We start from the raw sequence: 17,495 nt of genomic DNA on the forward strand, positions 1-17,495 counted from the left end.
GACGTGACAGCGACGAACGTGGAGGTGGGCCGATGAGGGCCGTCCAGGTCATCAAGTACGACAACGCGCCGCGGCTGGTAGACGTCCCCGAGCCCAAGATCCTCCATCCGCTGGACGTGGTGGTCAGGATCGGCGGCGCCGGTGTCTGTCGGACCGACCTGCACATCATCGAAGGGCAGTGGGAGCAGAAGTCGGGCGTGACCCTGCCGTACGTGCTCGGCCACGAGAACGCCGGCTGGGTGCACGAGGTCGGTTCGGCGGTGAGCGACATCGCCGTGGGCGACCCGGTCATCCTGCACCCGCTGGTCACCTGCGGGCTATGCCGGGCCTGTCGGGACGGCGACGACGTGCACTGCGCCCGGGCGTCCTTTCCCGGAATCGACAGCGACGGCGGCTACGCCGAACTGCTGCGGACCAACGCCCGGTCGGTGGTCAAACTCGACCCGTCGTTGCAACCGGCGGATGTGGCGGCACTGGCCGACGCCGGACTGACCGCCTATCACGCGGCACGCAAGGCAGCCGCGGCGCTGAGTCCCGGTGACCGGGTCGTGGTGATCGGAGCCGGCGGTCTGGGCCACATCGGTGTGCAGGTGCTGCGTGCCCTCACCCCAGCCGAGATCATCGTCGTCGACCGCTCCGCCGAGGCGTTGCGGCTCGCCGGCGAACTGGGCGCCGACCACACGGTGCGGGCCGACGGCAGCGAGGTGTCCGCGGTACTCGATCTCACCGGGGGCAGCGGCGCCGAGGCAGTCATCGACTTTGTCGGCGAAGGCGGTGCGATCGAGGCGGGTGTCGCCATGCTGCGTCGCGCCGGTTCGTATTATGTTGTCGGCTATGGCAGGGTGCTGAACGTCTCCACCATCGACATCATTTCCACTGAGATCAACTTCATCGGTAACCTGGTCGGATCGTACAGCGACCTCGTTGAGCTGATGGTTCTCGCAACCCGTGGCAAGGTCACCCTGCACACGAGTGCCTACCCCCTGGCAGAGTTCCACCAGGCGCTCGACGACCTTCACCACGGCAAGGTGCGCGGTCGGGCGATCCTGATCCCCTGATCTACTGATCACTCGGACCCGATCTGTGCGTGGCTCGGGAACCCAGGGCTCCGGCGGCGCGACTGTGCGATCGGATCGGGCTCCAGGTGGGGCTGGTTTCGCCACCATGCCCCGCCAGCTGCTCGCAGCCACGATCGTGCCGCCATCGGCCCGCCTTGACGGATGCGGAGCGGAAGGACTGAGGAAGAGATGGCCAAGGATCTGCGGTTCAATGTCGAGGCGCGCCGCCTGCTGGAGGCCGGGGTCAATGCCCTGGCGGACGCCGTCAAGGTGACTCTGGGTCCAAAGGGCCGCAACGCCGTCATCGAAAAACTGACCGGGCCGCCCACCATCACCAATGACGGTGTGACCATAGCCAGGGAGATCCAGCTGCGTAACCCCTTCGCCAACATGGGGGCGCAACTGGTCAAGGAGGTCGCGACCAAGACCAACGGCACTGCCGGCGACGGAACCACCACCGCCACCGTGCTCGCGCAGGCCCTCGTCCGGGAGGGTCTGCATGCCGTGGACGGGGGCGCCAACCCGATGTTTCTCAAGAACGGCATCGAGGCTGCCGTGGCCGCCCTGCTAGAGGAGTTTGAAAAGTACCGGGGAGAGGTCGAGGGCGAGGCCGATCTTGCCCGGGTGGCGACCCTCGCCGCCAACAACGATGCCCGGATCGGCGACGTCGTGGCCGCGGCCCTTGGCCGGGTCGGCTGCGACGGGGTGGTCACGGTCGAGGAATCCCCGATCTTCGGACTCGAGGTCAGCTTCGTGGACGGTATCGAGTTGGACAACGGGTACCTCTCGCCGTACATGGTCACCGACACCGAGCGGATGGAGGCCGCCTACACCGACCCCTACATCCTGTTGACCAACGAGAAGATCTCTCAGGTTCAGACCCTGATGCCGGTCCTCGAGCTGGTCACCCGGGCCGGCGGCCAGTTGATCGTCTTCGCGGAGAACGTCGAGGGACCGGCACTGGGCATGCTGGTCGCCAACAATGTGCACGGGACCTTCCGGTCCGCGGTGGTCCGGGCACCCGGTTTCGGTCACCGTCGGTTGGCCGAGCTCAACGATCTCGCGGTTTTTCTGGGCGGTCAGGTGATTACCGCGGATGCCGGGCTTTCCCTGGACCGGGTCACCCTCGGCCAGCTCGGGCGTTGCAAGAAGGCCACCATTACCGAGCATGCGACTACGATCGTCGACGGCGCCGGTTCCGCCACCGAGATCCATGCCCGGATCGACCAGCTCAAGCGGGAGCTTGAACGGGCGGAGAACCCCCACGACCAGGACACGTTGCAGACCCGGATCGCCCGGTTGTCCGGCGGCGTCGCGGTGATCCGGGTCGGCGCCGTGACCGGTGTGGAGTTGAAGGAGAAGCTGCACCGGGTCGAGGACTCCCTCGCGGCGGCACGGGCTGCTCTCGCCGAAGGTGTCGTGGCGGGCGGNGGNACCGCACTGCTGCAAGCGGCCTCGGCCCTTGACAAGCTCACGCTGACCGGCGACGCCGCCGAAGGCAGGGAGATCGTTCGGCGGGCCATCGCCGAACCACTGCGCTGGATCGCGATCAACGCCGGCTACGACGGCGACGAAGTGGTCAAGCGGGTCGCCGAGCTGCCGCGCGGTCACGGTTTCAACGCCGCGACCGGAGAATACGGGGAGATGGCCGGCTTCGGTGTCATCGACCCGGTGAAAGTTACCCGTTGCGCGCTGCAGAGCGCGGCGTCGATCGCCGCGCTGTTGCTGACAACGGAAACCCTGGTTGTCGAGGAGGTCATCGGCAACCCGGGTGCCGTGATCGCTCCCGGATTCGGGGATCTCGCGGAGGGCCTGGTCCGGCCTTCCAACATCGCCTGATCGTCAGGCGGCCGGTGGGCGTGTCGGCAGCTGCCGACACGCCACGGCAGGAACGGTCTCGCGTCCGGTCAGCACCACCGTTTCCGGAGCGGATGACGCCGGTCCGGCGGGCCGCCTACCGCCGGACCGGCTTCGCGACCAACACGGAAGTGATCGGACAGCTGTCCCAGCCCGGTCAACCGCTTTTCAACGTCGAACTGACAGCGGGAGCCGGTGGCGGCCTGGAGAACTCCTGCCGCCACCGGCTCCCGCTTCTGTGCCTGGGGGTCCATCCGCGCTCAGCCGGTGAGCAGTCCGGTGGTGTACATGACGGCGATGCCGGCGAGGAATCCCCCGAGGACGTGACCGGTGCCGAGCCCGCCGGGTGCCCGGCGGGCCAGGCGGCGTCCGATCTCGACGACGACCTGCAGGGCTGCTCCGACCGCGATGGACAGGAACAGCACCCCGAGGACGTCGTTGATGAGGAATCCACCGATCCAGGTTCCGGCTATGGCGGGCGCACCCNCGACAANCGCGAGGCTGACGAGCCGGGGCGCCTTCACCTCGGACTGTTCCGCGAGCGGGGCCGCGATGCCAAGTCCCTCGGTGATATTGTGGATCATGAATCCGACGATGAGGAACGTGCCGAGGACGAGCTTTCCCAGCGCGAAGGAGGAGCCGATGGCCAGGCCCTCACCGAGATTATGCAGGCCGATACCGATCGCGACGAGCGTTGCCAGCGTGGCTCCGCTCAGCCCGGCACCGGTATTGCCGGACAGGCGGCTGGCGACGAAGGTCAGGGCAAGGTAGCTGGCGGCGACACCGAACAGGACCACCCCGGTACCGTGCAGGCTGGTGGGCAGGCCGGCCTGAAGTTCGAATGCCTCGCCGAGGGCGTCGAAGGCCACGAAGGTGAGCAGACCAGCGGTGAGCGCCAGAAAGCCGCTGGTCCAGCGGGAGTCGGCCCGGCGTAGCGAGGGCAGCCAGGCCAGTCCGAGCGCGATCGGTACCACGCCGACGAGGAAGCCGATGATTGTGTAGCCAAGGATGCTGCGGCCGGTAACGCCGGGCGTCTCGACCGCCGCTGTGATCTTCTTGCTGGTCTGGATTCCGGTGGAGCTTGTCACCCCGACCGCGATCGGCTCCTCGGGTATCCACGGGTAGGGGACAGCAATGGTGGCCGAACGCAGATGATGCAGGACGCTTCCACCATCCACCGTGAAAGGCACGATCGCGTCGTCGACTGTGACCACGGCGATGGTGAGGTCGGCATGCTGGGGGTTGGTGACGTGGATGCGGATCTCGCCCGGTTCGAAGACGACGCGGCGAACGGCGAATTCGTCGGGTGCGGGAGGATTGGCGCGGATGAGTCCGGTTAGTGACGTTCCGGTGGACGTGAACAACCAGACGACCGCACCGAGCAGGGTGATCGGAACCAGCGCCCACAGCCGCCAGCGCAGGCCGCCCGACCGCGAGGCCTCCGGGAACCGTCGGGATTCGCTGGTCATGAGTTGGTCACCTCGAAAAATCCCATCCAGCCGAGTTCGGCGAACTCCGACTGGTGGGCATGGAACATGAAGCGGCCCGGGTAATGGAATTCGATCTCGATGATCCCGCGTTGGCCCTGGCAGAGCATGACCGTGTCCGTGTACTCGTACTGGTCCCCCGAGCCGGTCGGGTAGTAGCGGAAGAACTCGCCGTGCAGGTGAAACGAGTTTATGAGATCGAACTCGGTCAGGTTGGCCAGGTAGATCCGGACCAGTTCGCCGCGTTTGATCTGGATGGGATAGCGCGCATAGTAGAAGGCGCGCCCGTTGACCGTGTAGAAGTTGTTCTCACCGTCGCCGTCGGTATCGAAGCCGTTCATGACCATGACGAACTCCCGCGCCGTCGGGCGTGGCTGCGGTGGATCGATGATTAATGCGCCGTAAAGGCCCTTGGCAATATGTTTCTTGAGCGGCGTCGCGTGGCAGTGGTACATGTGCATCCCGTAGGGGGTCGCCGGGAAATTGTAAACGAAGGTTCCACCGGGATCGACGATCTCGAAGACACCATCCATATTCGCTGGGTGTATCCCGTGGAAATGAATGGTATGCGGGTGCATACTGCCGTTGGTGAACCGCACGCGTAGCAGGTCACCCTCGGTCGCGCGGATGACCGGACCGGGAACCGTGCCGTTGTACGTCCAGGCCGGGAAGGTGACACCCTGCGCAATCTCGATCTCCTTGTCCATAGCGAAGATCTTGTATTCGCGCACTCGGCCGGGCTGATGTACCAGAGCCGGCGGCGGGTGGAGGAGGTCGTCGAGGTCGTGGGGGCCGCCTGGTGCCGGGACCCCGGGGCCGATCATCGCCCCGTGGCCTGTGGCCGGATGGCTTGCAGGCATCGAGGTGTGCTGTTCACTCGAGGTGTGCTGCTCAGCTGCCGTGATCGAGGCCGCAAGCGTGGTGATGGGCGCCGCGGCGATCAGCGGGGCACTGGCCAGCAGCCCGCGTCGCGTGGCTTTCCCGTACTCACTCACCGCGCCTGCCCGAACTCCGCCGACAGTCTGTCGATCAATAGGTAGGTCTCACGCATCGCCGTCGGGCGCTGGCGGCTCATACGACTCCTTACGGTGTGAGCGCGGACGGTCACCGAAGCCAGGGCGGGTCACTGGTTGGGCTGTACTCGGGGTGACGACCACGTCATTCGGGTGATTTGCATCACACAACATCACACCCCATGGGCGGCGGGAAGGCGGTCTCAACATGAGACGGCTGCACGGGCTTATACCTCTCCGCTTCATGCGGACCGCCGGCGCGGGGCATGCCCTGGTTCAGACTGAGCCAAGGGCGGTCCGTCCCACCGGGGACGCGTCAGGCGGTGATGCCCGTCAGGCGGTGATGCCGTAGGCCTTCAGCTTGCGGTAAAGGCCGGACCGCGACATCCCGAGCCTGGTGGCCGCCAGCATTCGGTTGCCCTCGGTCTCCTGGAGAGCGGCGACGATCGTGTCCCGCTCGGCTGCCTCCAGCGGGGTGAGCACGTGCCGCGAGGTGGTCTGGCAGTAGGCCGGCAGGTCCTGGGCCTGGATCTCCCCGACCGGTCGCCGCCGCAGCGCGTGTTCGAGGGCCTCGCGCAGCTGGGAGACGTTGCGTGGCCAGGAGTAGCGCGCGATGATCCGCTCGGCGGCTGGGCTGAGCCGCACCTTGCGGTTGGGGGCCATGTCGCGCAGGACCGACGAGGTGATGGCGGTGAGGTCATCGGTACGGCATCGCAGCGGCGGCACAGTGATCGCTACCTCGAAGTGGCCGAGGAGTGCGTGGAACGGCAGGTCGGAGTCCAGTGAGGAGTCCGACAGGGTCGCAACGAATGAGGTCGGGTTGTCGAGCCTGCCGATCGCAGTGAAGAACACGTCGAGCTGTTCGACCCCTTCGGTGCTGGCCTGGTCGACATTGCGGACGATGTAGAGGGTCGGCTCTGGCTTGCCCGCGAGCAGTGAGTCGATGTCGGTCTCGGAGTTCTCGATGGTCAGCTGGGAGGCGTCCATCGACACGCTTCGGCCGCCCGGGTGTGAGGCGTGGAAGATCTCGGCGACCAGGGTGAACTTGCCGGTGCCGGTCTCACCGAGCACGATCGCCGGCTTCTTCGCTATGAGGGCTTCGCGCAGCTTGTCGCACGCGCGTACCCATGCCGGTGACCGACCACCGGTAATGGTCTCGTGCGGCCGGTACAGGTCGCCGGCGATGCGGGAGGTCTGCAGGGTCGCGACCGCGATCTGTGGCAGCACCTGCTCGGTGAAGTCGCCCGGCGATCCGGCCTTCTCCGTGGCGACGAGGTCGGCGATCACCACCATGCCGGCCACCTCGGAGCCGGCCAGGATCCGGGTGCCCCGGATATGGACCATGCGTCCCCCCGGCAGGACCAGGGTGTCGCTCACCCGGTCGCGGCGGCTCATGAGGAAGGTCGCGTGCTCGCGCAGGGTCAGCTGCTCGCTGGCGTCGAACAGGCCCTGGGCCGGGGTGTTGGCGATGAAGACCGAGTCACCGAAGGCGAAGACGGCCTGTCGGGACGCCCGGGCTTCGACGCGCAGGTAGGTCTCGAAAACGGCCTGCTGGGACTGGCTGCGATCCAGTAACAGGTTGCGGCTGATGTCCTTGGCGGCGCTCTTCACCAAGGTGTGCATCAGCGGGCTCCAGGTCTGGGTGAGCGTGGAGATGTCCAGCACTCCCTCCACCCGGCCGGTGAGAGGATCGATGACCGGGGCGCCGGTGCAGGCGAAGCATTGCAGGGGCTCGGTGAAGTGCTCCGGCCCGACGATGCTGACCGGCTGACCGGCCTCGATCACGGTGCCCACACCGTTGGTGCCCATCATCGACTCGGAGTAGTTGAACCCTGGCGCGAATTCGACCCTGTCGAGCAACCGCCCGACCGTCGATGACAAGTCGATGCGCTGAACCAGCCTGGCCCTGTGGTCGGTCAGGGCGATGACCAGCGGGAGGTCCGCGGTGTCGTTGCCGAGCTGAGTGAGCACCGGGCGTGCGCAGCGCACCAGCCGGGACCCGGTGTCGATGTCGTCGATGTAGTCGCTGTGCGGCCGTGCGCTGTCGACGCCGGCCGCCTGGCTGCGTTCCCATGATGCCGCGAGCACGTCGGGGACACCGACGGCACCCGCGCGGCCGCACTCCAGGAAGTCCGCCCGGGCTGCGGCCACCCGTAAGAGGCGGTTCGCGGTGTCCGGCATGTGCACCTCCTCGGGGGTCCTGGATGGCCCCGTGGAAGAACATCGTGGCTGAGAGCCACGCCACATCCAAGAGCAGTGAGTGTCCAATTTTGGGACACCGACACCCGGTGGGACACCAGCAGGGTTGTCCCAACAACGGGGCCTGCGCATGGAACCCAGGGAGTCACGAACCGAGGAGCGTCATGGACACCCTGATCAACATCGACAACGGTGGCACGCTTACCGACATCTGCGTCTGGGATGGCGACCAGTTCACCTACACCAAGTCCCTCACTACTCCGCACGACCTGTCGGAGTGCCTCTTCGACGGGATCGAGAAGGCCTCGGTCGCCCTCTACGGCGAAGCCAACACGGAGAAGCTGCTGCACGCTACGCAGCACATCCGATACTCGACCACCCAGGGCACCAACGCCCTGGTCGAGCGGCGGGGCCCGATGATCGGCATCCTCACCACGATGCCGGGCCTGTTCGAGCGGATGCGCGGCGGTGAAGCCGAGAAGGACCTCTTCGACGGCCTGATCGCCGACCGGATGCTCACCATCGACATGGGCGCGACCGATGAGGAGATCGACTTCGAAGTCGTCCAGCGGATCAACCAGCTCACCACCCTGGGCGCCGCCCGGGTGGTGGTGGCTGGTGAGTCGCCGGAACAGGAGCGTCGCCTACGCAGCGTGTTGCTGCGCAAGTTCCCGCGGCACCTGCTCGGCTCGATCCCGCTCCTGTACTCGTGGTCCCTCGCCGGCGACCGGGACCACCCGCGTCGGGTGTGGTCGTGCGTGCTCAACTCGTTCCTGCACCCGACCATGGAGCGGTTCCTGTACGGGGCGGAGCGGCGGCTGAAGTCGTACAGGGTGCTCAACCCGCTGCTGGTCTACCGCAACGACGGAGCCTCCTCGCGGGTGGCCAAGGCGGTGGCGCTGAAGACGTACTCCTCCGGGCCGCGCGGCGGCTTGGAAGGTACGGCGGCGCTGGCTCGCACGTACGGCCTCGATCACACGCTGATGATGGACATCGGCGGCACCACCACCGACGTGGGGGTCGTCCGCGGCGGCGCGGCGGCGGCCGATGAGCGCGGCACCATCGAGGGCGTCCCGATCTCCTACCCGATGAGCAACGTGCACTCGACCGGGGTCGGTGGGTCCTCGGTGATCTCGGTGGTGGACGGGCAGATCATGGTCGGGCCGCGCAGTGTGGGGGCGGCCCCCGGCCCCGCCTGCTTCGGCTTCGGTGGCAAGGAAGCCACGATCACCGACGTCAACCTGCTGCTCGGCGTCCTCGACGCCAGCACCTACCTCGACGGCACCTTCCGGCTCGACGCCGACCGTTCGGCCGCGGTCATCACCGAGACCATCGCCGAGCCGCTGGGCATCAGCCTGGAGGAGTCGCTGATCCGGATGGAGCGGGCCTACTTCGAGGCGCTGGCACACTCCTTCGCGCACCTGATCGAGGAGAACTCGACCCTCATCGCCTTCGGTGGCGCCGGCCCGATGAGCGCCGTTGGTGCCGCTCGTCCGGCAGGGGTGAAGAAGGTGCTGATCCCGCGGATGGCGGCGGTCTTCTCCGCGTTCGGCATTGCCTTCTCCGACATCGGCAAGACCTACGAGGTCGGCGTGCCGGAGCCGACCACGGCAAGCACCGCGGCGACGTACGACGAGATGCTTGCCCGGGCCAGGCGCGACATTTTCCAGGAGGGCTACGACCTCGACGACTGCCGCACCGAGGTACTGCTCACCATCGAGGAGACCGACGGGTCGCCGGTGGAGACCAGGCCGTACCAGTCCGGCGACGCCGCGGACTTCCCCGGGAAGCAGGTCTCCCTGCAACTGTCGGTGACGGCCGCGCTGCCGCACCCCGACGTTGCTCCCGACACCGACGTGCCCGCGATCCGGGTGACGAGCAATGAGACCCGCCTGGTCCGTTCCGCGCCCGACCAGGTCGACAAGGTGCCGGTGTTCGTGCTCGCCGAGATGCCGCCCGGTGGAAGTGGCGAGGGCCCGGTGATCGTCGAGGGCCCGTTCTTCACCGCCCGCGTGCTGCCCGGCTGGCAGTTCCGGGTCACCGCCTCGGGGGACCTGCTGCTGACCGACACCCACTGACCTCCCCTGACGGCCCCGAGCGTCCCCTGACAGCTACGAGAGGAAAGTCATCATGCGGGTCCCCATGACCGAATACCTGGTCATCGACCTCGACACCGAGCGCTGGGTCTGCCGGGTGTGCGGCCGCGACATCTGGTCTGCCCACGGGAACTACAAACTCGGCTGCCTGGTCTACGACCGCGACCCACGGGAGATCCACCAGCCGATCATCAATCCCGACCGCTACGAGTTCACCTTTTCCCCGGACCCGACGTACTGCCGGATCCTGGAATTCTACTGCCCCGGCTGCGCCACCCAGATCGAGACCGAATACGTGCCCCCGGGACACCCGCCGACGGCCGATCTCGTCATCGACGTCGCCGCGCTGCGCACCCAGTGGGAGGAACGCGGCGTCGACCCCGAGCAGGTCCACAACTACGGGCCCGGCGAGGACGCGCAGAAATACACCGCCATGCACAAGGCGACCGGCCACATCCGCTGATCTCGCAGGGAGAACCGAGACAATGAAACGTATCTCCGTCGACATCGGCGGCACCTTCACCGACTGCTTCTTCGTCTGGGACGAGACCTACGTCGAGGCGAAGGCGCTGACCACGCACCACAACCTGGCGCTGGGCTTCAACGAGGCGCTCGACCTGGCGTGCAGCCGGGCCGGACTGGACCGCGGCACCGTGCTCACCGAGGTCGACTCGGTCCGCTACGCCACCACCCTGGGCACCAACGCTCTCATCGAGCGCAAGGGACCCAAGGTGGGGGCGATCGTCACTCATGGCTTCGAGGACACCATCCCGCTCTCCCGCGGCCGGGGGTACGGCGAGGGCCTGGACTACTCGATGCAACAGAACCTCCCGGCAGCCGAACGGCCCGAACCGCTGGTGCCGCGCTACCTGATCCGCTCGGTCAAGGAACGCGTCAACTCGGCCGGCACGATCGTGGCGAGGCTCGATCCCGAGGACGTCCGCACGGTGGTCCGTGAGCTGGTGGATGCCGGCGCCGAGGCCCTGGTGGTCTCGCTGGTCAACGCCACCGAGAACCCCGAGCACGAGCTGGCGATCCAGGAGATCATCCTCGACGAGTTCCCGGCCCACGAGCTGGGTGCCATCCCGGTGCTGCTGGGCCACCAGGTCTCCGGTCGCAAGGGCGAATACGTGCGGGCGACCTCCACCATCGTGGACGGCTTCCTGCACGAGATCATGTTTCACGCGCTCAGCCAGCTCTCGAACAACCTGCGCGACGCCGGCTACGGCAAGCCGATGCTGGTCATCCACAACTCCNGTGGCATGGCGCAGATGAACTCCACCGACGCCCTGCAGACCATCCACTCCGGTCCGATCGCCGGCGTCGGCGCCGCGGAGCACCTGTCGAACGAGACGGGCCTGGGCCATGTGATCTCCACTGACATGGGCGGCACGTCCTTCGACATCGGCCTGGTGCCCGAGGGCGGCGTGAAGCACTACGACTTCCTGCCGACCATCGACCGCTGGCTGGTGTCGGTGCCGATGGTGCACCTCGACACGCTCGGTGCCGGCGGCGGCTCCATCGCGTCGTACGACCGGATTCACAACTCCATCAAGATCGGCCCGGAGTCGGCCGGCTCCAACCCCGGCCCGGCCTGCTACGACCGCGGCGGACTGCGTCCGACGGTGACCGACGCCGACCTGTTGCTCGGCTATCTGGACCCGGACAACTACGCCAACGGCTACATCAAGCTCAACCCGAAGCGCTCCCGGTTCGCCGTCGAAGAGAACCTGTGCGACCAGCTCGACATGGACGTTCTCGCCATCGCCCGCGCGATCAAGGACGGTGTTGACGAGCAGATGGCGATCGGCATCGGCAAGGAGCTGCGGGTGCGCGGCTACCTGCCGGAGGACTTCACGATGCTCGCCTACGGCGGCAACGGTCCGCTGCACGCCTGCGGTATTGCTCGCCATGCCGGCATCAAGCAGATCCTGNCCCCGCCGTTCTCGTCGGTGTTCTCCGCCTGCGGCGCCGGCAACATGAAGCAGCTGCACTTCCACGAGCGCGGCGTGCACATCACGATGTACAACGCCACCTCCCGGTCGCTGTACGACAAGTACGAGGAGTTCAACGCGATCGTCGAGGAACTCGAGGCCCGGGGCCGGGAGGACCTGGTGCGTCAGGGCTTCGCGGCCGACGACGTGAAGTACCGCCTGGAACTGGACATGCGCTACGGCAACCAGCTGCTCACCCAGGCCGTCGCCCTCGACATCAACCGGATGAACGGTGTGGGCGACGTACTGCACATGATCCGCACCTTCGGTGATGTCTACAGCCACCGGTTCGGCGCCAGCAGCGCGGCACCCGAAGCCGGGATCCGGGTGGGGACCGTGCGGGTGGCCTCCTACGTCGACGGCGACGTCGTCAACTTCGACTCGCTGGAGGCCGGCGGCGAGCGCACGGTGCCGACCGAGGTGTCGCACCGCAAGGTCTACTTCATCGGCCAGGACGACTCGATCGAGACGCCGGTCTACGACCAGGCCGCGCTGTCGCACGAGCGGGTGATCCCCGGCCCCGCGATCGTCACCACCGAGAACACCANCTACCTCGTCGAGCCGGGCTGGCGTCTGGAGCCGACGGTGCAGGGCGCCGTCTGGTTCCTGCAGGACTGATCGAGTACACCGTCGAGCGCACCAGGGAGAAGACGATGACTGTCACGGACGACAGCGCCACGCAGGAGCAGGCCGCCGAGCAGAACACCCTCACGCCCCAGGAGCGGGAGTGGGTCGACCAGTTCATGGACGAGACCACCCTCTTCCTCGGTCCCGACCCGGTGATCATGCGTGACCACTCCATCCAGGAACGGACGTCGCGGGAGGAGACGGCGATCGCCGCCGGTGTCGACCGGCTGGTGGTCGAGCGGATCCGCAAGCGGATTGCCGGTGCGCTCGACGAGGGCTACGAGATGTGCGAGGCGCAGGGTGCCGCGCCCGGGGCGAAGTGGGGTGACCTGACGACCGCGATCTACACCGCGGCCGGGGACGTGTCCTACCTCTCCTGCCACGGGGTGATCGCGTTCTCCGCGATCCTGCACCACCCGATCCGGTACATCATGAAGTACTGGAAGGACGAGCCGACCGTCGGTATCCACGAGGGCGACGGATTCATCCACAACGACGCCCGGTTCGGCAACGTCCACAACACCGACCAGTCGATGATCATGCCGATCATACGTGGGGGTGAGATCATCGCGTGGGTGGCGGCGACCATCCACGAAGGCGAGAACGGCGCCTGCGAGCCGGGCGGCATGCCGTCGGGCTCGGAGACCCCGTTCGACGACGGCCTCCGGATGAGCCCGTTCAAGATCGTCGAGCGTGGTCATCTGCGCCGGGACCTGCTGACCTTCCTCCAGCACTCGGTGCGCGACCCCAAGCTGCAGCTGGCCGACCTGAAGGTGAAGATCACCGCGGTACGCAAGATCATGGAGCGCATCGACAAGGTCATCGACGAGGTCGGCGTCGACACGTTCGTGGCGGCCCTGCGGGTCACCGTCGAGGACGTCGACGCGGAGGTCCGCCGCCGGATCTCCGAGCTTCCCGACGGCACGTACTCCTTCAACCAGTTCATGGACTCGACGCTGAAGGAGAACATCCTCATCAAGATCGCCTGCAGGATCCACGTCAAGGGCGACAAGATGACCGTCGACCTGCGTGGCACCGGACCGGAGATCATCAACCGGGCGATCAACTCTCCGCTGTGCTCGGTGAAGTCGATGATGATGTAGGCGATCCTGGCGTTCTGGTGGCCAGACCTGCCGCGCTGCACGGCGGCGATGAGCTGCATCGAGATCATCTCCGACGAGGGCACCTGGGCCGACGCGTCCTACGACGCCCCGATGGGACAGTCGCTGCAGGCCTCGTTCCGAGGCTTCTCGATGATGCAGGCGCTCTACGGAAAGATGTCGTTCTCCACGCCGCACAAGTACTCGAACATCGTGGCCAACTGGTTCAACCAGATCAACACGTTCCTGTGGGGCGGTGTCACCCAACACGGCGACATGGTCGGCAACCTGTGTGCCGACCTCAACGGCATGCCCGGGGGAGCCAAGCCCTTCCGGGACGGTGAGGACGCCGTCTCGCCGCTCTTCTGCGCCATGGCCGACACGGCCGAGCAGGAGGTCATGGAGGAGGAGGTGCCCTTCATGCAGCTGGTGGCCAAGCGCCTGGTCCGCGACAACATGGGCTTCGGCAAGTTCACCGGCGGCATGGGCTACGAGATGATCGTGGCCGCCGAGGGCACGCCGGAGTGGGGCTTCATGACGGTGACCTCCGGAGCGAAGTTCTCGTCCATCTACGGCATGTTCGGGGGCTACGGCTGCGGCACCTACCCGCTGGCGATGGTCAAGGGCACGAATGTCTACGAGCACATTCGTCGGGACAACAAGAAGTTCGACCTCTCGATCGAGAAGGTCATGAACGAGCGTCCGTTCCCGGACGGGAAGTACTCGACCTATCACATGGGTCTGCAGTACGACCGCGCCAAGGACGGCGAGCTCTACATGATCTCCCAGGGCGCCGGTGGTGGGTACGGCGACCCGCTGGAGCGCCTGCCCGAGTCGGTGGTGCGCGATGCCGAGCTCGGCCGGATCAGCCAGAAGGTCGCCGAGGAGATCTTCGGTGTCCGCTATGACCCGATCACCTTCCGGCTCGACGCCGAGGGCACCAGGCAGGCCCGCGAGCGGGTCCGCCAGACGCGCCTGACGCGCGGCAAGCCCTACGCGGAGTTCGTCAAGGATTTCGTCACCGAGGAGCCGCCGAAGGACCTCCTCTACTACGGCTCCTGGGGCGACGACACCAAGGACCTCACCGCCACGGTGTTCACCATCGACGGTCCCCAGCGGGTCAAGGCGCCGCTGAAGGAACTGCCGATCATCGTGATTCCGGACCGCCGGGAGCTGAAGATCGCGGCGCTGGAGGCGCGCGTGCGGGAGCTGGAGGACAGGCACGGCGAGGACGTCAAGCGTCTCGCCTGAGGTTCCGTCTCGCCTGAGGTTTACGGAGCCCTGAGGTTCAAGGAGCACTGAATGTCTTCTCTCACTGCCCTGCTCGCTGCCGCGCCCGGCGGCCGGGCGCTGGTGATCGACCACGACGCCTACGCGACGGCAGTGCTACGGCAGGGCAGCGAGATCCCCTGGGGTGACCTCGCCGCCCTGACCGGGCACGTCGCCCAGGTCCAGGCCCTGCTGGATCCGGATGCGGTGTTCGTCAATGCCGAGGCGTTCTACGACGCGTATCTCGCGGCGACGCCTGACCTGGTGAGCGCGCTGGGGAAGCGTAGCCGCACGGGCTATGCGTTACGCACCCTGCTCGGTGACGAGCCCGCCGTCGAGCGGTTGGTCCTGACCATGCGCACGCTGGCGGACTCGACCCGGCGACGGGTCGTGCTGTCGGTGCCGTCGCCCGCGAGGTGGTTGCTGCGGGCACATGACCGGGCCGGCACGGGGCTGGACGAGGTGAGCGAGGACCACGCCGACAGCGCCTCCATGTACCTCGCCGAATGGCTGGGGCGCCTGGGGTCGCCGCCGCTGGGACTGTTGCTCCTTGATGCCCGGGCCCGCCGCGGGGACTCCGCCACGCTGGAGTTCCCGGAGCGGGCGGGTGGCTATACCTCGCTGACCAATGTGGCCGGGCACTTCGACTGGACGCTGGCGGTGCGATTCGCCTCCTCGGTCGACGTGGCCGGCGATGTCACGCGGGCTGTCGTCCTTCCCGACGCGTTCTGGCACGGCGAGGGCGAGGCGCCCCGTGACGGAGCCCGGCTTGTGCTGACCACGATCCCGGCCGATGCGCCGCCCGAGACGGTTCTGCTGCGCCGGGCCCTGCTGAAGGAGGGGTGAGGTGGACAAGGTCGTGGCGTCGGCGCAGGAGGCGGTCGCCGATATTCCGGTCGGGGCCAGCGTGGCGAGTGGTGGTTTCGGGGTCTGCGGCATCCCGTCGGTGCTCCTTGCCGCGCTCGCCGAACAGGGGGCCTCGGACCTGACCGTCATTTCCAACAACTGCGGGATCCCGGGTGTGGGTAACTCGCTGCTGCTGGAGGGCGGGCGGATCCGCCGTCTGGTGGCGTCGTACGTGGGGGAGAACAAGGAACTGGAACGGCAGTACCTCTCCGGGAAGGTCGAGATCGAGTTCAACCCGCAGGGGACGCTGGCGGAGCGGCTGCGCGCCGGTGGAGCCGGGATCGCGGCGTTCTACACCCGCACCGGCGTCGGCACGCAGGTCGCCGACGGCGGGCTGCCGATCAGGTACGACGCCTCGGGCGAGGTGGCGCTGGCCTCGCAGCCCAAGCCGACCGAGGTCTTCGAGGTCGACGGGGTGCCGCAGGTCTTCGTGCGGGAGACGGCGCTGCGGCCGGACTTCGCCCTGGTGCGGGCCCGGCGTGGTGACCGGCACGGCAACCTGGTTTTCCGCAGGGCCGCCCGCAACTTCAACCCGCTCTGCGCCATGGCCGGGAGGGTGACGATCGCGGAAGTGGAGGAACTCGTCGAGCCGGGTGCGCTGGATCCCGACGAGATCCACCTGCCCGGAGTCTTCGTGCAGCGGGTGGTGGCGTTGACGCCCGGCCAGGCCGCGGACAAGGGGATCGAGCGGCTCACCCTGCGTGCCGTCACAACCGCTGCAGGAGGTGCCTGAGATGCCCTGGTCCCGGGACGACATGGCCGCCCGTGCGGCGGCGGAACTCAACGACGGGGACTACGTCAACCTCGGCATCGGTCTGCCGACGCTGGTTCCCAACCACGTGCCCGACGGCGTGGAGATCGTGTTGCAGAGTGAGAACGGCATCCTCGGCCTGGGTCCCTACCCGGTCGCCGGCGAGGAGGACCCGGATCTCATCAACGCCGGCAAGGAGACGGTGACGACCGCGACGGGAGCAAGCTTCTTCGACTCCGCCACCAGTTTCGGGATGATCCGTGGGGGGAAGATCGATGCGGCGATCCTCGGCGCCATGCAGGTCAGCGAGCGCGGGGACCTGTCGAACTGGGTGGTGCCCGGCAAGCTGGTCAAGGGCATGGGGGGCGCGATGGACCTGGTCCACGGCGCCCGCCGCGTGATCGTTCTGATGGAGCACTGCGCCAAGGACGGATCGCCGAAGATCCTGCCCGCGAACACGCTCCCGCTGACCGGCACAGGTGTCGTGCAGCGCATCATCACCGACCTCGCCGTCATCGACGTGACCTCCGATGGTCTGGTGCTGGTGGAGACGGCGCCGGGCGTCACCGCCGACGACGTGCGGAAGGTGACACCGGTACGGCTGGCTCAGGTGGGCACGAAGCCTGGTGCCGGCGTGGCGGGCGGACCTGCCGGGGTGTCTTGGCAGTGACCTGCCGGGGTGTCTTGGCAGTGACCTGCCGGGGTGTCTTGGCAGTGACCTGCCGGGGTGTCTCAGCAGTGAAGGGTGTCTGAGCGTTGAAGGGACTGGATGTGGACCACGACGTGGAGATCGTGGGCTGGGGTCATACCCCGTTTGGCCGTCTGCCCGAGGAGACTCTGGAGTCGCTGATCGTTGCCGCCGCGCGGGAGGCGATCGCGTCGGCGGGTCTGCGCCCGCGGGAGATCGACGAGATTGTTCTCGGTACCTATAACGCGGGGTTGCAGCCGTTGGCGTTTCCTTCCTCGCTGGTGCTGGAGGCCGATGACGATCTGCTGTTCACCCCGGCGACCCGGGTGGAGAACGCGTGTGCGAGCGGGTCGGCGGCGTTGCTGTGCGGGGTGCGGGCGATTCGGTCCGGGCAGGCGCGCCGGGTGCTGGTGGTCGGGGCGGAGAAGATGACCCACGCGTCGGCCGAGG

Annotated in this window: 11 protein-coding genes and 1 pseudogene; 10 read left to right on the forward strand and 2 right to left on the reverse strand. The window is 67.3% G+C overall.

Features of this window, described 5'->3' with window-relative positions:
* The first annotated feature begins 32 nt into the window (after window positions 1-32).
* Complete coding sequence (locus ALLO2_RS19900; RefSeq protein WP_035734129.1) at window positions 33-1,058, forward strand: NAD(P)-dependent alcohol dehydrogenase; 1,026 nt, start codon at window positions 33-35, stop codon at window positions 1,056-1,058.
* A 189-nt stretch (window positions 1,059-1,247) separates the two neighbouring features.
* Window positions 1,248-2,897, forward strand: coding sequence for a chaperonin GroEL (groL, locus tag ALLO2_RS19905; protein ID WP_011436923.1), 1,650 nt, complete (start codon window positions 1,248-1,250; stop codon window positions 2,895-2,897).
* A 1,483-nt stretch (window positions 2,898-4,380) separates the two neighbouring features.
* On the opposite strand, the gene ALLO2_RS19915 is transcribed toward groL, so the two are convergent.
* Both ALLO2_RS19915 and ALLO2_RS19920 read right to left on the reverse strand, forming a co-directional pair.
* On the reverse strand, window positions 4,381-5,262 hold the full coding sequence (locus ALLO2_RS19915) for a multicopper oxidase domain-containing protein (RefSeq protein ID WP_011436921.1): 882 nt from the start codon (window positions 5,260-5,262) through the stop codon (window positions 4,381-4,383).
* Window positions 5,263-5,748: 486 nt separating this feature from the next.
* Window positions 5,749-7,596 (reverse strand): sigma-54-dependent Fis family transcriptional regulator, encoded by a 1,848-nt coding sequence (locus ALLO2_RS19920; protein WP_011436920.1) that lies wholly within the window; start codon window positions 7,594-7,596, stop codon window positions 5,749-5,751.
* A 182-nt stretch (window positions 7,597-7,778) separates the two neighbouring features.
* Here ALLO2_RS19920 and ALLO2_RS19925 point away from each other — a divergent pair, with 182 nt between their 5' ends.
* The 8 genes and pseudogenes from ALLO2_RS19925 to ALLO2_RS19960 all read left to right on the forward strand — a co-directional run.
* Window positions 7,779-9,692 carry a hydantoinase/oxoprolinase family protein gene (locus ALLO2_RS19925; RefSeq protein WP_011436919.1) on the forward strand — a complete coding sequence of 638 codons (1,914 nt, stop codon included), beginning with the start codon at window positions 7,779-7,781 and terminating at the stop codon, window positions 9,690-9,692.
* Window positions 9,693-9,744: 52 nt separating this feature from the next.
* Entirely contained in the window at window positions 9,745-10,173 is a 429-nt protein-coding gene (locus ALLO2_RS19930) for an acetone carboxylase subunit gamma (RefSeq protein ID WP_023841948.1), read from the forward strand.
* A 22-nt stretch (window positions 10,174-10,195) separates the two neighbouring features.
* Window positions 10,196-12,322 (forward strand): hydantoinase/oxoprolinase family protein, encoded by a 2,127-nt coding sequence (locus tag ALLO2_RS19935; RefSeq protein ID WP_035734131.1) that lies wholly within the window; start codon window positions 10,196-10,198, stop codon window positions 12,320-12,322.
* A 35-nt stretch (window positions 12,323-12,357) separates the two neighbouring features.
* Window positions 12,358-14,682, forward strand: a pseudogene (locus ALLO2_RS19940) (hydantoinase B/oxoprolinase family protein).
* A 51-nt stretch (window positions 14,683-14,733) separates the two neighbouring features.
* On the forward strand, window positions 14,734-15,546 hold the full coding sequence (locus tag ALLO2_RS19945; RefSeq protein ID WP_011436915.1) for a hypothetical protein: 813 nt from the start codon (window positions 14,734-14,736) through the stop codon (window positions 15,544-15,546).
* A 1-nt stretch (window position 15,547) separates the two neighbouring features.
* Window positions 15,548-16,339, forward strand: coding sequence for a CoA transferase subunit A (locus ALLO2_RS19950; RefSeq protein ID WP_011436914.1), 792 nt, complete (start codon window positions 15,548-15,550; stop codon window positions 16,337-16,339).
* A 1-nt stretch (window position 16,340) separates the two neighbouring features.
* Window positions 16,341-17,027 (forward strand): 3-oxoacid CoA-transferase subunit B, encoded by a 687-nt coding sequence (locus ALLO2_RS19955; protein ID WP_011436913.1) that lies wholly within the window; start codon window positions 16,341-16,343, stop codon window positions 17,025-17,027.
* An 86-nt stretch (window positions 17,028-17,113) separates the two neighbouring features.
* On the forward strand, window positions 17,114-17,495 hold a 382-nt coding region (locus tag ALLO2_RS19960), incomplete at its 3' end, for a beta-ketoacyl synthase N-terminal-like domain-containing protein (RefSeq protein WP_304413245.1).

It is taken from the genome of Frankia sp. Allo2 (assembly GCF_000733325.1).
In the GTDB taxonomy this organism is placed as follows: domain Bacteria; phylum Actinomycetota; class Actinomycetes; order Frankiales; family Frankiaceae; genus Frankia; species Frankia casuarinae.

Coding starts and splice junctions, on each gene's coding strand:
- ALLO2_RS19900 (WP_035734129.1), top strand. CDS start 33: ATGAGGGCCGTCCAGGTCATCAAGTACGACAACGCGCCGCGGCTGGTA.
- ALLO2_RS19915 (WP_011436921.1), bottom strand. CDS start 5,262: ATGCCTGCAAGCCATCCGGCCACAGGCCACGGGGCGATGATCGGCCCC.
- ALLO2_RS19920 (WP_011436920.1), bottom strand. CDS start 7,596: ATGCCGGACACCGCGAACCGCCTCTTACGGGTGGCCGCAGCCCGGGCG.
- ALLO2_RS19925 (WP_011436919.1), top strand. CDS start 7,779: ATGGACACCCTGATCAACATCGACAACGGTGGCACGCTTACCGACATC.
- ALLO2_RS19930 (WP_023841948.1), top strand. CDS start 9,745: ATGCGGGTCCCCATGACCGAATACCTGGTCATCGACCTCGACACCGAG.
- ALLO2_RS19945 (WP_011436915.1), top strand. CDS start 14,734: ATGTCTTCTCTCACTGCCCTGCTCGCTGCCGCGCCCGGCGGCCGGGCG.
- ALLO2_RS19955 (WP_011436913.1), top strand. CDS start 16,341: ATGCCCTGGTCCCGGGACGACATGGCCGCCCGTGCGGCGGCGGAACTC.